Here is a 16,354-nt window from a genome sequence, read left to right as displayed (position 1 = left end):
TCAGTTAAAAACCCATTTTACACCACTGCGTTAATTATTGCAATTGGTATAAAACCAGAAAGTGAGGCAGCAGTACCAGCAAATTGACCATAATTTTCCAAAGCTTGGCTAAAGCAATTGGTCATTACCATCATGGCACCAGTGTTAATCATGCCCATCCATAATAAAGTTTGTAATACAGAGCAGATTACATCATCTTTATTAATTAAACTAAAATAGCTAGATAAAAAGAATAGCAGAGCTCCTAAGCACATAAGCTTAACACCTACAAAAATAATATTGTCAGATGTTATTTGCAATTTGTGCATCCTTTTAGATATCATCCCACCTAAAATTGAGGGAATACAAATAAAGAATGCTATTATACCAAATGATGAAGCTGCCATATTTAGTCCTGAGATAAAATAAAAAGGTGCTTCAGCAAAATAGCCAAATCCAATACCATTTATTGCTCCAATTAAAAATACGAAACCGAGCAATCTTATATCTCTGATCATTTTATTAAAACATTCTTTATACAATATAATAATCGAGCGTTTAGCCTCTAGATTTTGGTTAGTTTCTGGAAGTTTAGCTGATACTAACAACATAATTAATATTGCCATTACGATTAATACAAGAAATACAGCTGACCAATGATAAAATTTTATTACCAAACTACCGATAATTGGCCCTATAGCAGGAGCAAAAGCCATAGCCTGGATATTGCATGAAGGTGGTATTTATAAAAATAAAATGGCAATATCGCTTATAAGTGGTAATGGATATGTTAATTTTCACTTAAATTATGTCTAGATATGCAATTCTTCCTGATTTAAGATAGAATCCCCCCTTACCCCCATTTTTTATTGTACCGGGGACAGTACCATATTAGCTTATTCTATAGCTAATTTTTTCATAACACTATCCCATATATGTTGGTAAGGATAAGATGAAGACAACAAGAATTTAATGCTCCTAGTATTTCTAATAATTATTGCTCCAATTTTGAACAATTTTAAACGCACCGTTCCTACCAAGGCTTTAGCTAATTCAGTACCTTGTAAAAACTTATCATGTATATATTCTACTAATGTATAGGCAAGGCTTGACAAAATTAGTCTGAGTTGATTAGCCCACCATTTATGGCATGAAGTGCGATCGGCAAATAGCTCTAACTGTTGCTCTTTTATACGATTTTCCATATCTCCACGTGCACAGTAATTTTTATCATATAAATCTTCTGGCTTACCTGCTAAATTAGTTACTATAACCTCAGTTTGATGTAAGAGGAAGGTTGAGATTGTTTAATTTTCCAAAAGCTACAGAAATTTTATTAGGCTTAAAAACATAGGCAAGCAGTCCAGCTAATACGTTAGTTTGAAAATTCATAACAGATCTATGCCTTGTATGGTCTATATGACAAAGGTTTTTTAGTTGATCGTTAATGGTTCCAATATTTTGGACAGAAAAATAAGAAAAATGAGATAGAATTCTTTAGCAAACAAGGAGAGCTAGAGATGAAAAAACAAGTAAGGCAATATAGTGCTGAGGAGAAAGCCAAAATTGTCATAGAAGCAATTAAGGGAGAGCTAACAATAGCCCAGATAACCAGTAAGTATGGTGTTCATGCAACACAGATCAGTAACTGGAAAAAACAAGGTCTTGAGTTGTTAGTACAAGGTTTTAAGAATAAAACACAGAGTGCTGATCCAAATCAGCAGGGGTTAATCAAGAATCTATATGAGCAAATTGGTCAGTTAAGCGTTGAGTGTGACTGGCTCAAAAAAAAATCTGCATTGTTTAGAATTAAAGGTTAGGTGTAATATGATAGAGCCTAATCATAATAAGTTAACAATTGTACAACAGTGTAAGTTATTGGATATTAGCAGGTCAACCTATTACTATCAACCTACTGGTATTAGTGAACAAGATATCAAGATTATGGCAATAATTGATGAGACCTATACTATGCATCCATATTATGGTATGCGGCGGATGGCTAAATATTTACAAGCCCAAGGTTTTTCGGTAGGTCGTAAAGCTGTTAGACGTTACTACAAGATAATGGGTCTTGAAGCTGTTTATCCTAAAATAAATTTAAGCAAGAGGAATCAAGTGCATAAAATATATCCTTATTTACTAAAAGGATTAGAAATAGTATTGCCAAACCAGGTTTGGAGTGCAGATATAACGTATATAAGACTGAGCCAAGGGTTCGTATATTTAGTAGCTATTATTGACTGGTATAGTCGTTATATTCTAAGTTGGCGAATCTCCATTAGTTTGGAAAGTGAATTTTGTGTAACAGCCCTTGAAGACGCTATAGAAAAATATGGTATGCCAAAAATATTTAATACTGATCAAGGAGTACAATTTACCTCGGAGAATTTTATTAGTATGCTAAAGCTACATAATATCTTGATTAGTATGGATGGTAAGGGACGAGCCTTAGATAATATTTTTATTGAACGTTTTTGGCGATCATTAAAACAGGAAAAAATTTATCGGATTATTTTAACAACAGTAAAGGAGGCAAAGACAGCAATTAACGAATATATGGACTTTTATAATAGACAAAGGATACATCAAGCTTTGGATTATAAAAATCCAGAATGTGTATATTTTGAAAAAAATATTGTATAAAAACAACAATTTAATTTTTGTGAATTATATCTCTATTTATCTAAATTTTTGTCTAGACAAAGGGGACCACCTTAATCTCTCCGCAACTGTTAATGACAATATGTAGCTTACAACCAAAGAACCACCCAGTGGAAGTCTTACCTCTTTTTGCTATGTCTTTGAATACTTTATGTCTATTAATTCTTAAATTATGGCAAGCAGGAAGTTTAGTAGAGTCGATATAATATTGACCAGTTTGTTTTCCTGATAGGCTTTTTAGCAGTAATACCATGGGCATGAAGCTCATTGGCATTAACTGAACAAAACGACTATAGCTCACAAGTTTTGGAAATTCCTTTCTATAACTTTGACATAGGCAGCATAAATAAAAATCTTTAAAGGTACGGTAGTGACTCAAGTGAAACATTACTATAATAGTAATAATCTCTGAGAGTCCTATACCATAGTACCCTACAATTTTTGTAAAGATGGTATTAGGATAGAAAAAAGTTTTTGTTTGGGAGGTATTAATAATGTGGATATTAGCTGCGTTATGGCTGTTGTAGATTGATAAAAAGCATTTTTGATATGATCAAAGCCATAGGTAAATAATGAAAACAATTGTCTTTCAATGGTTTTGTACCGTTTTATTCGGATGGGATTTAAGGCATTTTGTATTATTCCATTTTTGACTATTAAAGCTGAAGCAATAGCAGTTATCACTAATAATTTTTCAAATCTATCCAATTTTACAATGTGACTTTTTTCAATATCAAAACCACCGCTTTTTAGGTGCAAAAATAGTCGTTCAACACTCCAACAAAATTTATATAAAGCAAAAATATCTTGCTCTATTTCAATTGAAGACACCAGAACCATCAGCTCGCTCTTATCATTTCTATATGCGGTAAAATTAACCTTTCTATTCCATAATATACCACTACAAGCCCTATACTCTAAGGCTTTAACATCACTAAATATTCTTTCAATGGTTAAAGTTCTTAAACCTTTTGTAAGACGAATTTTATGATCCATTTTTAATGGAATAACAAACTTTAGATGGTTATTTATCAGAAAGTCTAACCATTCTTTATTCATAAATTCTCTATCAGCAAGCAAATATTTTATTCTTTCAACGCCAAAATTATTAATAAATTTCTGTAAAAATTCCTTCATAAATTCTGCAGAACACCCACCACCATGCGACAAAGTCTTCCAGAATATTGGCACCGATATTTTACCAATTACCATTACTAAAAATAAAATATTAATATCGGATTTACCAAATTTCCAACTTGTCCTATCCATTGCTACGACATAATTTTTTGAAGCAAAAAAGCTTAATAGCAAATAGCCAACCTTCATATAATCAAAATTAAAATCTTTTAAAAAACGATAAATTCTATGAGTTTTTGACGTCGCTTTAGCATCACCTAAAATACCAAGTGCTAAACCTTTTTGATAAATTGAGCTGCCCGTCAGCAAACTAATTACCATACCAACCAAACATTTTAATCTTGATTTATTTCCGTCTATATATAAAATCAATTCTTGAAGTATTATATTATGCATTTTGTTATAAAAATACCTACCTTATACTACTTCACACCACTCTAAATCAACCATTCTTCTTCATCTTCTCAAAATTGTAGGGTACTATAGTCCTATACTGCAAACTACTTTACGCTTACGGTTAGGATTTGGTAATATATATTTATTTTGCTCCGTATCAAAATGCTTGCAAAAATCATCAATTAAGCAGAAAATCTCCGTAAGAGGGATCATAATATATTCTCCAATTTTGTTGTTATTATTCGAGAACTTTATAATCCCTCCCTTCTTACTTTTCAAATATTCTTTCTCCTAACACACTAGTTTGAAAGAAGGTTTTATTTTTACCATAGCTCACCACCAACAGCTTGTTTATGTTATTACATAATGCTTAGCATTTTGTTTGGTGCTTACGTCAAACTCAGGTTAAATTAGTTACTATATATCTTGGATTCTCACCAAGGCTAGTTACTTCTGATTTACCAACTATCTTACGATGACGACTCCAGCTATCAGCTTTATATTTAAATTCACTAAAAAAGCGTTGCTTCTCTTTGCTAATTGTGAAGGCTTCGTTAGATTGTTGCATCAATGGCTCAAGCAGCTTGTTGAGTCTAGTATTTTGGGCTATTCCGACTATATATTTTACATTATTTTCATCACACCAATCCAGCATCTGATGACGACAAAATCCACCATCACCACGAAAAATAATCTCTACTTCAGGCCACGATTGACGAAAACGCTTGACTAATAGAGATAATATTGCCCAGCTATGCTTTGCTTGTTCTAGCTTTGAGCTGCGAAGATTGCTTACTAACAGCTTTTTTCCACAAAAAACATATAAAGGTAGAAAGCAATTATGACGATAATATCCATGATAAAACTTCCCCTCTTGATTGCCATAAATTTCATCATCAGTGGCATCAAAATCAAGTATTAATTGTTTCGGCACGGTTTTATGAGATTCGACAAACTTGTCAATCATCACCTTATGAGCTTTAAGAGCAAATCCACGATCTGCTTTATTTTCTAAACGGCATAAAGTAGAGCTACTAGCCATATCGTCCAGTGTGTCTATACTTGTTTGCAAAGCTGGACATTTTCTTAAATTATCGTGATCATTTAAATCTTCATAACCAAGAGCAATACCATAAATACGCTGTTTGAGCATTGTTAAAATAGTATGAGTAATTTTATCAGAATCTCGCTTATCAGGAAAAATCTTAGCCAGTTCATTAGTTAGACCAAGTCTTTTATCTGCTTCTCTTAGCAATAATACACCTCCATCGCTACTAATATTACCTCCTGTGAAATTTATTTCTATTTGACGATTTTTTACTTTCGATTGGTAAATTAATCCTGTACAATTTGTCATGGCAAAACCCTCTATGTAATCTTCTTTTAACACTGATATTATATAGTATTACAAGGGTTTTGTCTCTATTCTTTCATGCAATATTCAGGCTAGCAATACTTATAGTTGAGAATATCCTGCCACGATCTTGCGGTTTTATTGCATCTCTAACTATGGTTTGTCCTAATACTGACCCAACACTAGCCCCAAAAGCTTGCATAAATCTTGCAGCTAGTAACATATTTATATTATCTGCTAGATAACAAATGTAGCATGATAAAGCATAAATTAAAAATCCTATAAGTAGACAAGGCTTACGTCCATAAGAATCAGATAAGTTACCCCATAGTAAAACCCCAACAGCAAAACCAAACAAGTAAATAGTAAGGGTATATTCAGCTAAATTAGCACTAATTGCTAAATCCTTGGCTAAACTAGGAAGTGAGGGAGTATAAATAGTTTCACTTAATATCGGTATTGCAATAATTAATATAATAATGTATAATGGTATAATGAGGGTATTTTTAATTTTATCTGATTTCATAACAACTATGGTTTGTACTTTTATATATTAAAATATTCAGAACATTACACCAAATTTTTAAAATTGCAAGTTGTATATCTTTTGCAAGAATTATATGAGAAATTTCTGATAATTTCTTACTTTAATCTTGAATATCTGGTAAATCAAGGCAATACCCTGTGGAACGAACAGTTTTTATAAATACTTCAGAGTCTTTGTTATTTAGAGATGCTCTTATCCTATTTATATGTACATCAATAGTACGTAGATCAATAACCGCATCCTTTCCCCACACTTTGTTTACAATATCTTGACGAGAAAATATTACTTTAGGGGATTTTATGAAAAGTTGTAAAATCTTAAATTCTGTTGGCCCTAAACGAATTACCCTACCGTTATTAATTACTTTATAAGTGGTAAGATCCATACTTACTTCTTTATACTTTATAACTTTATCTTGTAGAATTAAATTAGAGAGTCTTAATAAAGATCTTATTAAGAGCATTAATTGATCTGATGTGAATGGTTTAATGAGACAAGCAACAAAGTTGCTATCTTCTAAAGCGTAGCCAGACAGAGATTCACCTGGATGTAACAAAAAAATTATCGGAACTCTCGCTAAATCGTCAATTTCTCTTATTTTACTTGCTATCTCTGTAGCAAATTTATCTTGTACTATCGAGTCAATAATAATTATATCAGGAGGATTAATAGCAGAAAGAACTATTGCTTTTTCTACTGTATTAGTCTTAATAAGGTTAAACCACGCTCTCTCCATGACGTTAGACAGAGAAGCGTTGACGCTTTTAGTTGATTCTATAACAAGAATTCTCGGTGGTAATTTATCAAACATGCTAATACTTAATTAAATGAAGACTTTAGGCATAACTAAATTCTTGTATTGTCTATCCAAATGGTTTGAAAAATTGGAGCATAAACAAAAGGTGGAGTTAAGACAACGTATACAGCTATTAAGCATAAGTACATCAATATCCAAAGTTTTGTGAAACCAATTCTAAAGCAAAAGAGTATCCTTTAGTTATGCAAGAGTCTAATGTTACATTATTGTAAATTATTGTAATGATTATTAAACTTAACTTTTTAAAGTGCAATATTATCGAATTAATTAATAAATTTCTACTAAATTTATTAACATAAGTCTACTAATTTAATTATTCGCTTACAAACCGTAGAAAACGGTTGCAATTATGCAATTATTAGAGATATTTTAGAGATTCATTAATTATGCCTTATAGTAAAGATAACACTTGAATTAAATGTTTTTTGTTGTTATAAATAACTTTATTTTGTAGCTGGAGATTCTTATATATGGCTTTTTACGAATCAGTTTTTATCATACGGCAAGATATTTCGTCTGCTGATGTAGATAAAATTACCGATGATTTTACTAAAATTGTTGAAAATAGTAATGGTGAAGTTGTTAAAACTGAATATTGGGGTTTAAGAAGTTTAGCCTATAAGATTGGTAATAACAAAAAAGGACATTATGTTTTTATGGGGCTTAAAACTGACTTTTCAGTAATAACTGAAATGGAAAGGAAAATGAAGCTAAGCGAAAATATTATTAGGTTTATTAATATAAATGTTGATTCAATAAGCACTGAACCTTCACCGATTCTAAGAAGCAAAAGTTTAGATCATGAAGAAATAGTGGATGTAACAATTAATAAAGACTCAATGTAATAAAATTGGAAAAGATTAAAATGTTTGAAAATGATGCTACTGACTCTAAGTCAATGACTAAAATGGCTGATAAAAATAATAAAAGGGTGTTTTTTAGAAAACGTAAAGGTTGCCCTCTTTCTGTTGCTAATGCTCCAATAATTGATTACAAGAATCCTAACTTGTTAATAAAATTTGTATCAGAAGGCGGTAGAATGTTACCTAGCCGAATCACTAATGTATGTGCCAAAAAACAAAGAAAACTAAAAAATGCTATAAAAATTGCTAGAATTCTAGCATTATTGCCTTTTGTGTTTCAAGTTTGAGCAAAGGAATAAAATGGAAGTTATTTTAATTAAACCCGTAAGAAAGCTCGGGAAGATTGCAGAAATTCTTAAGGTAAAAAGGGGTTTTGCTCGTAATTATCTTATCCCTAGAAAATTAGCAATTAGAGCAACAGAACTCAATAAACAGCTCATAGAAACTCAAAAACATGATCTTGAAGAAAAAGACCTAAAAATAAGAGCTGAGGCAGAAGCTATTAATACTATTATAAGTAATAAAGAATTAGTATTTATTAGACAGTCTGCTGATGATGGTCGATTGTTTGGGTCAGTGAATAATAAAGAAATTGCCGAAAGTTTGTCTAAGGCTTCTTCACAGTCAATATCACATTTAAATATTATTCTTAAGAAGCCAATAAAATCAACCGGTGCATTTGTCGTAGAGGTTAGATTACATGCTGATCTTAGCACAAATATAACAGTAATTGTGGCAAGGTCAGAGTCTGAAGCACAGGATTACGCAAGAATTAATAAGCAAGATGCTGCTAACCCTCCTGAGGGTTTTGATCAACAAGAAATTTCTATTGTTAACGATATAGAGCAGTTATAGTTGAACCGACATTTATCCATGTAAACTGCTAAATGCTATCCCCGCTTAACTTAGTTTCACCCCTGCTTGCCTTAAACCCCTGCCCGACTTAGTGTCATACCTGCGTAAGCAGGTATCTAGATTCCCGCCTACGCGGGAATGACAAAGTAATTAATGTCATCCCTGCGAAGGCAGGGATCAAAATGCCCAACTTTTCCTGAATTAACTATATCACCAAATTCCCCTGAATTGACTATAACTATAATGGTTCCAATATTTTGGACAGAAAAATAAGAAAAATGAGATAGAATTCTTTAGCAAACAAGGAGAGCTAGAGATGAAAAAACAAGTAAGGCAATATAGTGCTGAGGAGAAAGCCAAAATTGTCATAGAAGCAATTAAGGGAGAGCTAACAATAGCCCAGATAACCAGTAAGTATGGTGTTCATGCAACACAGATAAGTAACTGGAAAAAACAAGGTCTTGAGTTGTTAGTACAAGGTTTTAAGAATAAAACCATAGTACCCTACAATTTTTGTAAAGATGGTATTAGGATAGAAAAAAGTTTTTGTTTGGGAGGTATTAATAATGTGGATATTAGCTGCGTTATGGCTGTTGTAGATTGATAAAAAGCATTTTTGATATGATCAAAGCCATAGGTAAATAATGAAAACAATTGTCTTTCAATGGTTTTGTACCGTTTTATTCGGATGGGATTTAAGGCATTTTGTATTATTCCATTTTTGACTATTAAAGCTGAAGCAATAGCAGTTATCACTAATAATTTTTCAAATCTATCCAATTTTACAATGTGACTTTTTTCAATATCAAAACCACCGCTTTTTAGGTGCAAAAATAGTCGTTAACACTCCAACGAAATTTATATAAAGCAAAAATATCTTGCTCTATTTCAATTGAAGACACCAGAACCATCAGCTCGCTCTTATCATTTCTATATGCGGTAAAATTAACCTTTCTATTCCATAATATACCACTACAAGCCCTATACTCTAAGGCTTTAACATCACTAAATATTCTTTCAATGGTTAAAGTTCTTAAACCTTTTGTAAGACGAATTTTATGATCCATTTTTAATGGAATAACAAACTTTAGATGGTTATTTATCAGAAAGTCTAACCATTCTTTATTCATAAATTCTCTATCAGCAAGCAAATATTTTATTCTTTCAACGCCAAAATTATTAATAAATTTCTGTAAAAATTCCTTCATAAATTCTGCAGAACACCCGCCACCATGCGACAAAGTCTTCCAGAATATTGGCACCGATATTTTACCAATTACCATTACTAAAAATAAAATATTAATATCGGATTTACCAAATTTCCAACTTGTCCTATCCATTGCTACGACATAATTTTTTGAAGCAAAAAAGCTTAATAGCAAATAGCCAACCTTCATATAATCAAAATTAAAATCTTTTAAAAAACGATAAATTCTATGAGTTTTTGACGTCGCTTTAGCATCACCTAAAATACCAAGTGCTAAACCTTTTTGATAAATTGAGCTGCCCGTCAGCAAACTAATTACCATACCAACCAAACATTTTAATCTTGATTTATTTCCGTCTATATATAAAATCAATTCTTGAAGTATTATATTATGCATTTTGTTATAAAAATACCTACCTTATACTACTTCACACCACTCTAAATCAACCATTCTTCTTCATCTTCTCAAAATTGTAGGGTACTATAGTTGTTAGTACAAGGTTTTAAGAATAAAACACAGAGTGCTGATCCAAATCAGCAGGGGTTAATCAAGAATCTATATGAGCAAATTGGTCAGTTAAGCGTTGAGTGTGACTGGCTCAAAAAAAAATCTGCATTGTTTGGAATTAAAGGTTAGGTGTAATATGATAGAGCCTAATCATAATAAGTTAACAATTGTACAACAGTGTAAGTTATTGGATATTAGCAGGTCAACCTATTACTATCAACCTACTGGTATTAGTGAACAAGATATCAAGATTATGGCAATAATTGATGAGACCTATACTATGCATCCATATTATGGTATGCGGCGGATGGCTAAATATTTACAAGCCCAAGGTTTTTCGGTAGGTCGTAAAGCTGTTAGACGTTACTACAAGATAATGTGTCTTGAAGCTGTTTATCCTAAAATAAATTTAAGCAAGAGGAATCAAGCGCATAAAATATATCCTTATTTACTAAAAGGATTAGAAATAGTATTGCCAAACCAGGTTTGGAGTGCAGATATAACGTATATAAGACTGAGCCAAGGGTTCGTATATTTAGTAGCTATTATTGACTGGTATAGTCGTTATATTCTAAGTTGGCGAATCTCCATTAGTTTGGAAAGTGAATTTTGTGTAACAGCCCTTGAAGACGCTATAGAAAAATATGGTATGCCAAAAATATTTAATACTGATCAAGGAGTACAATTTACCTCGGAGAATTTTATTAGTATGCTAAAGCTACATAATATCTTGATTAGTATGGATGGTAAGGGACGAGCCTTAGATAATATTTTTATTGAACGTTTTTGGCGATCATTAAAACAGGAAAAAATTTATCGGATTATTTTAACAACAGTAAAGGAGGCAAAGACAGCAATTAACGAATATATGGACTTTTATAATAGACAAAGGATGCATCAAGCTTTGGATTATAAAACTCCAGAATGTGTATATTTTGAAAAAAATATTGTATAAAAACAACAATTTAATTTTTGTGAATTATATCTCTATTTATCTAAATTTTTGTCTAGACAAAGGGGACCACCTTAATTTGGCAGAACTAGGATCACCATTATGAATAAGAATGTGTAAGGTTCTATAACAAATTTGATAAGATGAATTATCAGATGGGAAAAGTTTTGCGGTAAATTTACCTTTGGATAGGCGTTTAGAGCATAGCCAAAAGCCTTGACCGTCAAAGGACAAAATTTTAATGGCAGTTCTGTTTTTATTATAGAATAAAAACAAGGAACCATTAAGAGGGTCAGAAGAAAGTTTTTGTCTACAAACAGCGATTAAGCCATCGATACCTTTGCGAAAATCGATGGCAATAGTGGTAACAAAAATAACTGCCGCCGGGGTTAGTTGCAACATAAAAATGTCTGAATTATGGTTTTTGGTTCTAGTGTTTGGATAATAAGTTTGGTACCATTTGGTTTAATAATGTGACAAGTATAGTGATTTTGTTTGGGGGCAGCTACAGGATCGGTATCTATAGAATATAATAGTTGAAATGGGAGAAAATTAATATTTTGTTGTAGAGCTTGATTTGAAGTTGAGACAGGAGAAGTTTTGTATAGTACCCTACAATTTTGAGAAGATGAAGAAGAATGGTTGATTTAGAGTGGTGTGAAGTAGTATAAGGTAGGTATTTTTATAACAAAATGCATAATATAATACTTCAAGAATTGATTTTATATATAGACGGAAATAAATCAAGATTAAAATGTTTGGTTGGTATGGTAATTAGTTTGCTGACGGGCAGCTCAATTTATCAAAAAGGTTTAGCACTTGGTATTTTAGGTGATGCTAAAGCGACGTCAAAAACTCATAGAATTTATCGTTTTTTAAAAGATTTTAATTTTGATTATATGAAGGTTGGCTATTTGCTATTAAGCTTTTTTGCTTCAAAAAATTATGTCGTAGCAATGGATAGGACAAGTTGGAAATTTGGTAAATCCGATATTAATATTTTATTTTTAGTAATGGTAATTGGTAAAATATCGGTGCCAATATTCTGGAAGACTTTGTCGCATGGTGGCGGGTGTTCTGCAGAATTTATGAAGGAATTTTTACAGAAATTTATTAATAATTTTGGCGTTGAAAGAATAAAATATTTGCTTGCTGATAGAGAATTTATGAATAAAGAATGGTTAGACTTTCTGATAAATAACCATCTAAAGTTTGTTATTCCATTAAAAATGGATCATAAAATTCGTCTTACAAAAGGTTTAAGAACTTTAACCATTGAAAGAATATTTAGTGATGTTAAAGCCTTAGAGTATAGGGCTTGTAGTGGTATATTATGGAATAGAAAGGTTAATTTTACCGCATATAGAAATGATAAGAGCGAGCTGATGGTTCTGGTGTCTTCAATTGAAATAGAGCAAGATATTTTTGCTTTATATAAATTTTGTTGGAGTGTTGAACGACTATTTTTGCACCTAAAAAGCGGTGGTTTTGATATTGAAAAAAGTCACATTGTAAAATTGGATAGATTTGAAAAATTATTAGTGATAACTGCTATTGCTTCAGCTTTAATAGTCAAAAATGGAATAATACAAAATGCCTTAAATCCCATCCGAATAAAACGGTACAAAACCATTGAAAGACAATTGTTTTCATTATTTACCTATGGCTTTGATCATATCAAAAATGCTTTTTATCAATCTACAACAGCCATAACGCAGCTAATATCCACATTATTAATACCTCCCAAACAAAAACTTTTTTCTATCCTAATACCATCTTTACAAAAATTGTAGGATACTTATATCTTTAAATTATGATATAAGTAATGGTAAGAGGGTGATTTGAGGGGTACTTGATTGAGATAATCGAGCATAGAATAAGTACCCTCTTACAAAGTTTGCTTTGAACAAATTGCAGAAGGTGTTGGAAGTAGCAGCCTTGCACAATAAGACGAAGGAGATTATATCATGAGTAAAATAATAGGTCTAGATGTAAGTAAACAATGGCTTGATATATGTGTATATAATACAAGCGATAAACCTAAATATCATCGTTTTGCCAATGATGCAGCTGGTCATGAAGAGGTGATTAAATTAGCAAAAGAGCAAGAGATTAAGCTAATAATATGTGAACCCACTGGAGGATACGAAGCTGAGATTTGTCAAAAGCTGTATAATAATAAGCAACAAATACATAAGGTCAATACATATAGTTTTAATTCTTTTAGTAAATCGGTAAATTTGTGTAAAACTGATAGGAAGGATGCATTTAAATTAGCATATTATGGTGATAAGATGCAGCTTTCAGCGAATTATATATATCAAGTTGAATCAGAGAATTTGAAGAGATATAAGCAAAGACGAGAAGATTTAGTATTAATGCTTAGCAATGAAAAGAAAAGACTACATCATAGTATTGATGGTATTGATAAAGATAGTATAGAAAAACACATTAAATTCTTACAAAATGAAATAGCTGAGCTTGATAAGAAGTTAAACAAAACAATAGATGAGTCAGAAGAGTTAAAAGAGAAGGTAAAAATATTAGAGACTGTACCTGGTATTGGTAAATGTTTGGCTACAAAACTAATTAGTTTTGTACCTGAATTAGGGGATAAAAATTATAGTAGTAATGAATTGTCAGCAATTGTGGGGATAGCTCCGTACGCCCGTGATAGTGGTAATAAGCAAGGACGAAGATTTATTAGGGGAGGCAGAAAAATACCACGGGATGCTTTATACATGGCGGTATTAACTGGCAAAAATGGTTTTCAATATTTAAAAACTTTATACAATAGGCTTGTTAATAATTTTAAACCTAAGAAAGTTGCGATAGTTGCTTGTATGCGTAAGCTACTTGAAGTTTGCCATAAACTTATTCAACAAAAACGTTGTTTTATTATTTAGATAAATATTTTTTTGAAAATTTGAGTCTGTCCTATAGTTTGTGTAAGTTGCAAAGAAAGCAGTAAGAGATTACTGTAAAAAAAGTAACTTAAGCAAGCAAGGAGGAATTATGGCTAAAAAATTAGATACAGATAAAGATACATTAAACATCAGTAATCAGCTAGTAGAAGAATTATTATCAAAAGCAGATCCATCGGAGTTATTTGGTCGAGATGGTTTATTTCAACAGCTAAAGAAGCAAATAGTTGAGAAAATATTAGCAAGTGAGTTGGATCATGAATTAGGATATTCAAAACATAGCAAGATGGCAAAAGTAGATAATAATCGTCGTAATGGTAGCTATGAGAAGACAGTAATTGATGGGGATGGTCGTAAGCTGACAGTAGAAGTACCAAGAGATCGGGAAGGAGAGTATAATCCTCAATTAATACCAAAAGGGCTGAGGAGATTTAATGGATTTGATGAGAAAGTGATATCCCTTTATGGTCGCGGTATGACAGTCAGCGAGATCCGAGGGCATTTAGAAGAAATATATCAAACTGATGTATCTGGTGACTTGATATCCACCATAACAGATGGGGTAATAGAAGAAGTAACTAGGTGGCAAAATCGTTGTTTAGATAGGGTGTATCCAATATTATACTTGGACTGTATCTATGTAAAATCTAGAGACAATCACATAGTAATAAATAAAGCAGTATATTTAGCACTTGCTGTAAATATAGAAGGGAAAAAGGAGTTACTTGGCATTTGGATAGGCAAAAATGAAGGTGCTAAATTTTGGATGCAAGTAGTTACTGAGTTAAAGAATCGAGGAATTGAACAAATTTATGTTGCTTGTGTGGGGTTTAAAGGGCTTTCCAGAAGCTATAAGCAGTGTATTCCCGAGTACTATAGTACAATTATGTATTGTACATATGGTTCGCAATTCAGTAAAGTATGTGTCATATAAAGATTTAAAAGAGGTCACATCAGATCTAAAACAAATTTATACAGCTAATAATGACGAAATGGCACGTTTAAAACTTCAGCAATTTGGTGTAAAATGGGATAAAAAATATCCGGTAATTTCTGATATTTGGCAACGTAATTGGTCTGGGATAATACCGTTTTTTGCCTTTCCTGAAGAGAACAGAAAGGTAATTTATACTACTAACACTATAGAATCTGTAAATCGTCAAATTAGAAAAATCATCAAAAATAAGGGGGTGTTTCCAGATGATAAGTCAATTCAAAAAATAATATTTTTATCCTTACAAAATGCAGCCAAAAAATGGACCATGCCTATTAAAGATTGGTCTTTAGCTTTAAATCAATTTGAAATACTTTGTGGAGATTTTAAATATGATTTATTGGAAAATAAAAAATGAACTTACACAAATTAAATGATTGACTCAAGATAATTGCTATGGAAGTTTTGAGGGTAGGCTCATGGGCTTTTTTAATTGAACTGATTGTTGCTTTATTAATATTAAGATGTTTAGCTATCTCTTGGTAAGAATAATGATGGAGTAATTGGTAAACTAATTCCTTTAGATGGTTTGGTATAGGATCAAACTTATTAGTTTTAGTTTGACGCCAGGCTTTAAATTGCTGAGCTACTTGCTCAATAGTAATTGATGGTATTTGCATAGTATGGAATCCAAATGTATAAAAAATTCATACTAGCAAAAACATTAGATAAAGTTATGCAGTTTTGCTGCAGGTATACAATAATTGGAAAACCGTCATTGCTAGAAGGCTTTAGCCGACGAAGCAATCCACTTATGGATTGCCACGCCACCTACGGTGGCTTGCAATGATGCTTATGGCAAATATACTGTTTTACTTACTCCTTAAACTGACGCCTATGCGTCATTGCAAGAAGCAACTTTAAAATTAAGTAAAAATGATCTTTTTTCTTGGAGGTATATAAACAGTTTGATCTTGGGCATTTATGGTATTGTCATGCTGCATCTTTTCCATGATACCAATAAAATAATTACCATATGGCATTAATTTTACTATTGCCCAATCATCCTTAATAAATTGAGCAATTTTATCTAGGTCAGATTTATTTTTAGCAAAAGATATAATTTTTTGAGGAGGTGTTACCCTTATCATAACATTATTTTTTTATTAAATTTTTATAAAAATGCAAGTTTTACCTACGACTTACATTTAACTGTA

Annotated in this window: 21 protein-coding genes and 4 pseudogenes; 11 read left to right on the top strand and 14 right to left on the bottom strand. The window is 31.7% G+C overall.

Going from position 1 to position 16,354, the window contains the following annotated elements; translation table 11 throughout:
• Positions 1-17 precede the first annotated feature (17 nt).
• The 3 genes and pseudogenes from NBW66_RS09090 to NBW66_RS15315 all read right to left on the bottom strand — a co-directional run.
• On the bottom strand, positions 18-695 hold the full coding sequence (locus NBW66_RS09090) for an MFS transporter (RefSeq protein WP_250310779.1): 678 nt from the start codon (positions 693-695) through the stop codon (positions 18-20).
• A 180-nt stretch (positions 696-875) separates the two neighbouring features.
• The gene (locus NBW66_RS09085) at positions 876-1,250 is read right to left on the bottom strand and encodes a transposase (protein WP_250312172.1); all 375 of its coding nucleotides are present in this window, start codon (positions 1,248-1,250) and stop codon (positions 876-878) included.
• A 4-nt stretch (positions 1,251-1,254) separates the two neighbouring features.
• Positions 1,255-1,437: pseudogene (locus NBW66_RS15315) on the bottom strand (IS982 family transposase); the annotation flags it as partial.
• 62 nt (positions 1,438-1,499) lie between these two features.
• Here NBW66_RS15315 and NBW66_RS09075 point away from each other — a divergent pair.
• Both NBW66_RS09075 and NBW66_RS09070 read left to right on the top strand, forming a co-directional pair.
• Positions 1,500-1,799 carry a transposase gene (locus NBW66_RS09075; protein ID WP_250310572.1) on the top strand — a complete coding sequence of 100 codons (300 nt, stop codon included), beginning with the start codon at positions 1,500-1,502 and terminating at the stop codon, positions 1,797-1,799.
• A gap of 7 nt (positions 1,800-1,806) precedes the next feature.
• The gene (locus NBW66_RS09070) at positions 1,807-2,625 is read left to right on the top strand and encodes an IS3 family transposase (RefSeq protein WP_250310573.1); all 819 of its coding nucleotides are present in this window, start codon (positions 1,807-1,809) and stop codon (positions 2,623-2,625) included.
• A gap of 73 nt (positions 2,626-2,698) precedes the next feature.
• Here the strand turns inward: NBW66_RS09070 and NBW66_RS09065 are convergent.
• From NBW66_RS09065 to NBW66_RS09045, 6 genes and pseudogenes are all read right to left on the bottom strand, one after another.
• Positions 2,699-3,064 (bottom strand): annotated as a pseudogene (locus NBW66_RS09065) (transposase); the annotation flags it as partial.
• Between the two features lie 11 nt (positions 3,065-3,075).
• Positions 3,076-4,176: a transposase gene (locus NBW66_RS09060; RefSeq protein ID WP_250310625.1), complete on the bottom strand. Its 1,101-nt coding sequence runs from the start codon at positions 4,174-4,176 to the stop codon at positions 3,076-3,078.
• Positions 4,177-4,263: 87 nt separating this feature from the next.
• Positions 4,264-4,389, bottom strand: a pseudogene (locus NBW66_RS14590) (IS982 family transposase); the annotation flags it as partial.
• Positions 4,390-4,576: 187 nt separating this feature from the next.
• Positions 4,577-5,566 carry an IS1380 family transposase gene (locus NBW66_RS09055; protein WP_250310777.1) on the bottom strand — a complete coding sequence of 330 codons (990 nt, stop codon included), beginning with the start codon at positions 5,564-5,566 and terminating at the stop codon, positions 4,577-4,579.
• A gap of 40 nt (positions 5,567-5,606) precedes the next feature.
• Positions 5,607-6,056, bottom strand: coding sequence for an MFS transporter (locus NBW66_RS09050; RefSeq protein ID WP_250310776.1), 450 nt, complete (start codon positions 6,054-6,056; stop codon positions 5,607-5,609).
• A 121-nt stretch (positions 6,057-6,177) separates the two neighbouring features.
• A complete protein-coding gene (locus NBW66_RS09045; RefSeq protein ID WP_250310775.1) occupies positions 6,178-6,888 on the bottom strand; it encodes a winged helix-turn-helix domain-containing protein in 711 nt (236 codons plus the stop codon).
• A 476-nt stretch (positions 6,889-7,364) separates the two neighbouring features.
• On the opposite strand from NBW66_RS09045, the gene rpsF reads away from it, so the two are divergent.
• The 4 genes from rpsF (at position 7,365) to NBW66_RS09025 (ending at position 9,216) form a co-directional block, all read left to right on the top strand.
• Positions 7,365-7,739: a 30S ribosomal protein S6 gene (gene rpsF / locus NBW66_RS09040; RefSeq protein WP_094649701.1), complete on the top strand. Its 375-nt coding sequence runs from the start codon at positions 7,365-7,367 to the stop codon at positions 7,737-7,739.
• A gap of 20 nt (positions 7,740-7,759) precedes the next feature.
• A complete protein-coding gene (gene rpsR / locus NBW66_RS09035) occupies positions 7,760-8,044 on the top strand; it encodes a 30S ribosomal protein S18 (protein ID WP_250310774.1) in 285 nt (94 codons plus the stop codon).
• A gap of 13 nt (positions 8,045-8,057) precedes the next feature.
• A complete protein-coding gene (rplI, locus tag NBW66_RS09030) occupies positions 8,058-8,612 on the top strand; it encodes a 50S ribosomal protein L9 (RefSeq protein ID WP_250310773.1) in 555 nt (184 codons plus the stop codon).
• A gap of 316 nt (positions 8,613-8,928) precedes the next feature.
• Positions 8,929-9,216 carry a transposase gene (locus tag NBW66_RS09025; protein ID WP_250310772.1) on the top strand — a complete coding sequence of 96 codons (288 nt, stop codon included), beginning with the start codon at positions 8,929-8,931 and terminating at the stop codon, positions 9,214-9,216.
• Here NBW66_RS09025 and NBW66_RS09020 read toward each other — a convergent pair.
• A complete protein-coding gene (locus tag NBW66_RS09020; RefSeq protein ID WP_250310575.1) occupies positions 9,117-9,443 on the bottom strand; it encodes a hypothetical protein in 327 nt (108 codons plus the stop codon). The genes NBW66_RS09025 and NBW66_RS09020 overlap by 100 nt on opposite strands.
• Complete coding sequence (locus NBW66_RS09015) at positions 9,434-10,216, bottom strand: transposase (RefSeq protein ID WP_250310771.1); 783 nt, start codon at positions 10,214-10,216, stop codon at positions 9,434-9,436. The genes NBW66_RS09020 and NBW66_RS09015 overlap by 10 nt, the downstream gene beginning before the upstream one ends.
• Positions 10,217-10,306: 90 nt before the next feature.
• Here NBW66_RS09015 and NBW66_RS09010 point away from each other — a divergent pair, with 90 nt between their 5' ends.
• Together NBW66_RS09010 and NBW66_RS09005 are read left to right on the top strand one after the other, a co-directional pair.
• Positions 10,307-10,456 carry a hypothetical protein gene (locus NBW66_RS09010; protein ID WP_250310770.1) on the top strand — a complete coding sequence of 50 codons (150 nt, stop codon included), beginning with the start codon at positions 10,307-10,309 and terminating at the stop codon, positions 10,454-10,456.
• A 7-nt stretch (positions 10,457-10,463) separates the two neighbouring features.
• On the top strand, positions 10,464-11,282 hold the full coding sequence (locus NBW66_RS09005) for an IS3 family transposase (protein ID WP_250310769.1): 819 nt from the start codon (positions 10,464-10,466) through the stop codon (positions 11,280-11,282).
• Between the two features lie 36 nt (positions 11,283-11,318).
• Here NBW66_RS09005 and tnpB read toward each other — a convergent pair whose 3' ends face one another.
• Positions 11,319-11,681 carry an IS66 family insertion sequence element accessory protein TnpB gene (gene tnpB, locus NBW66_RS09000; RefSeq protein WP_250310768.1) on the bottom strand — a complete coding sequence of 121 codons (363 nt, stop codon included), beginning with the start codon at positions 11,679-11,681 and terminating at the stop codon, positions 11,319-11,321.
• A gap of 290 nt (positions 11,682-11,971) precedes the next feature.
• Between tnpB and NBW66_RS08995 the strand changes: the two genes are divergently transcribed.
• The 3 genes and pseudogenes from NBW66_RS08995 to NBW66_RS08985 all read left to right on the top strand — a co-directional run bounded on the left by NBW66_RS08995 (position 11,972) and on the right by NBW66_RS08985 (position 15,555).
• A complete protein-coding gene (locus NBW66_RS08995) occupies positions 11,972-13,072 on the top strand; it encodes a transposase (protein ID WP_250310625.1) in 1,101 nt (366 codons plus the stop codon).
• 174 nt (positions 13,073-13,246) lie between these two features.
• Positions 13,247-14,185 (top strand): IS110 family RNA-guided transposase, encoded by a 939-nt coding sequence (locus tag NBW66_RS08990; RefSeq protein ID WP_250310767.1) that lies wholly within the window; start codon positions 13,247-13,249, stop codon positions 14,183-14,185.
• A 109-nt stretch (positions 14,186-14,294) separates the two neighbouring features.
• Positions 14,295-15,555, top strand: a pseudogene (locus NBW66_RS08985) (IS256 family transposase).
• Here the strand turns inward: NBW66_RS08985 and NBW66_RS08980 are convergent.
• Positions 15,524-15,817, bottom strand: coding sequence for a hypothetical protein (locus NBW66_RS08980; RefSeq protein WP_250310766.1), 294 nt, complete (start codon positions 15,815-15,817; stop codon positions 15,524-15,526). The pseudogene NBW66_RS08985 and the gene NBW66_RS08980 overlap by 32 nt on opposite strands.
• Before the next feature lie 246 nt (positions 15,818-16,063).
• Positions 16,064-16,288, bottom strand: a complete 225-nt coding sequence (locus tag NBW66_RS08975) for a DUF2674 domain-containing protein (protein WP_250310765.1) — start codon at positions 16,286-16,288, stop codon at positions 16,064-16,066.
• Positions 16,289-16,354 lie beyond the last annotated feature (66 nt).

The organism is Rickettsia endosymbiont of Oedothorax gibbosus (assembly GCF_936269705.1).
Classification (GTDB): Bacteria; Pseudomonadota; Alphaproteobacteria; order Rickettsiales; family Rickettsiaceae; genus Tisiphia.
This window is presented reverse-complemented; position numbering and strand designations above follow the sequence as displayed.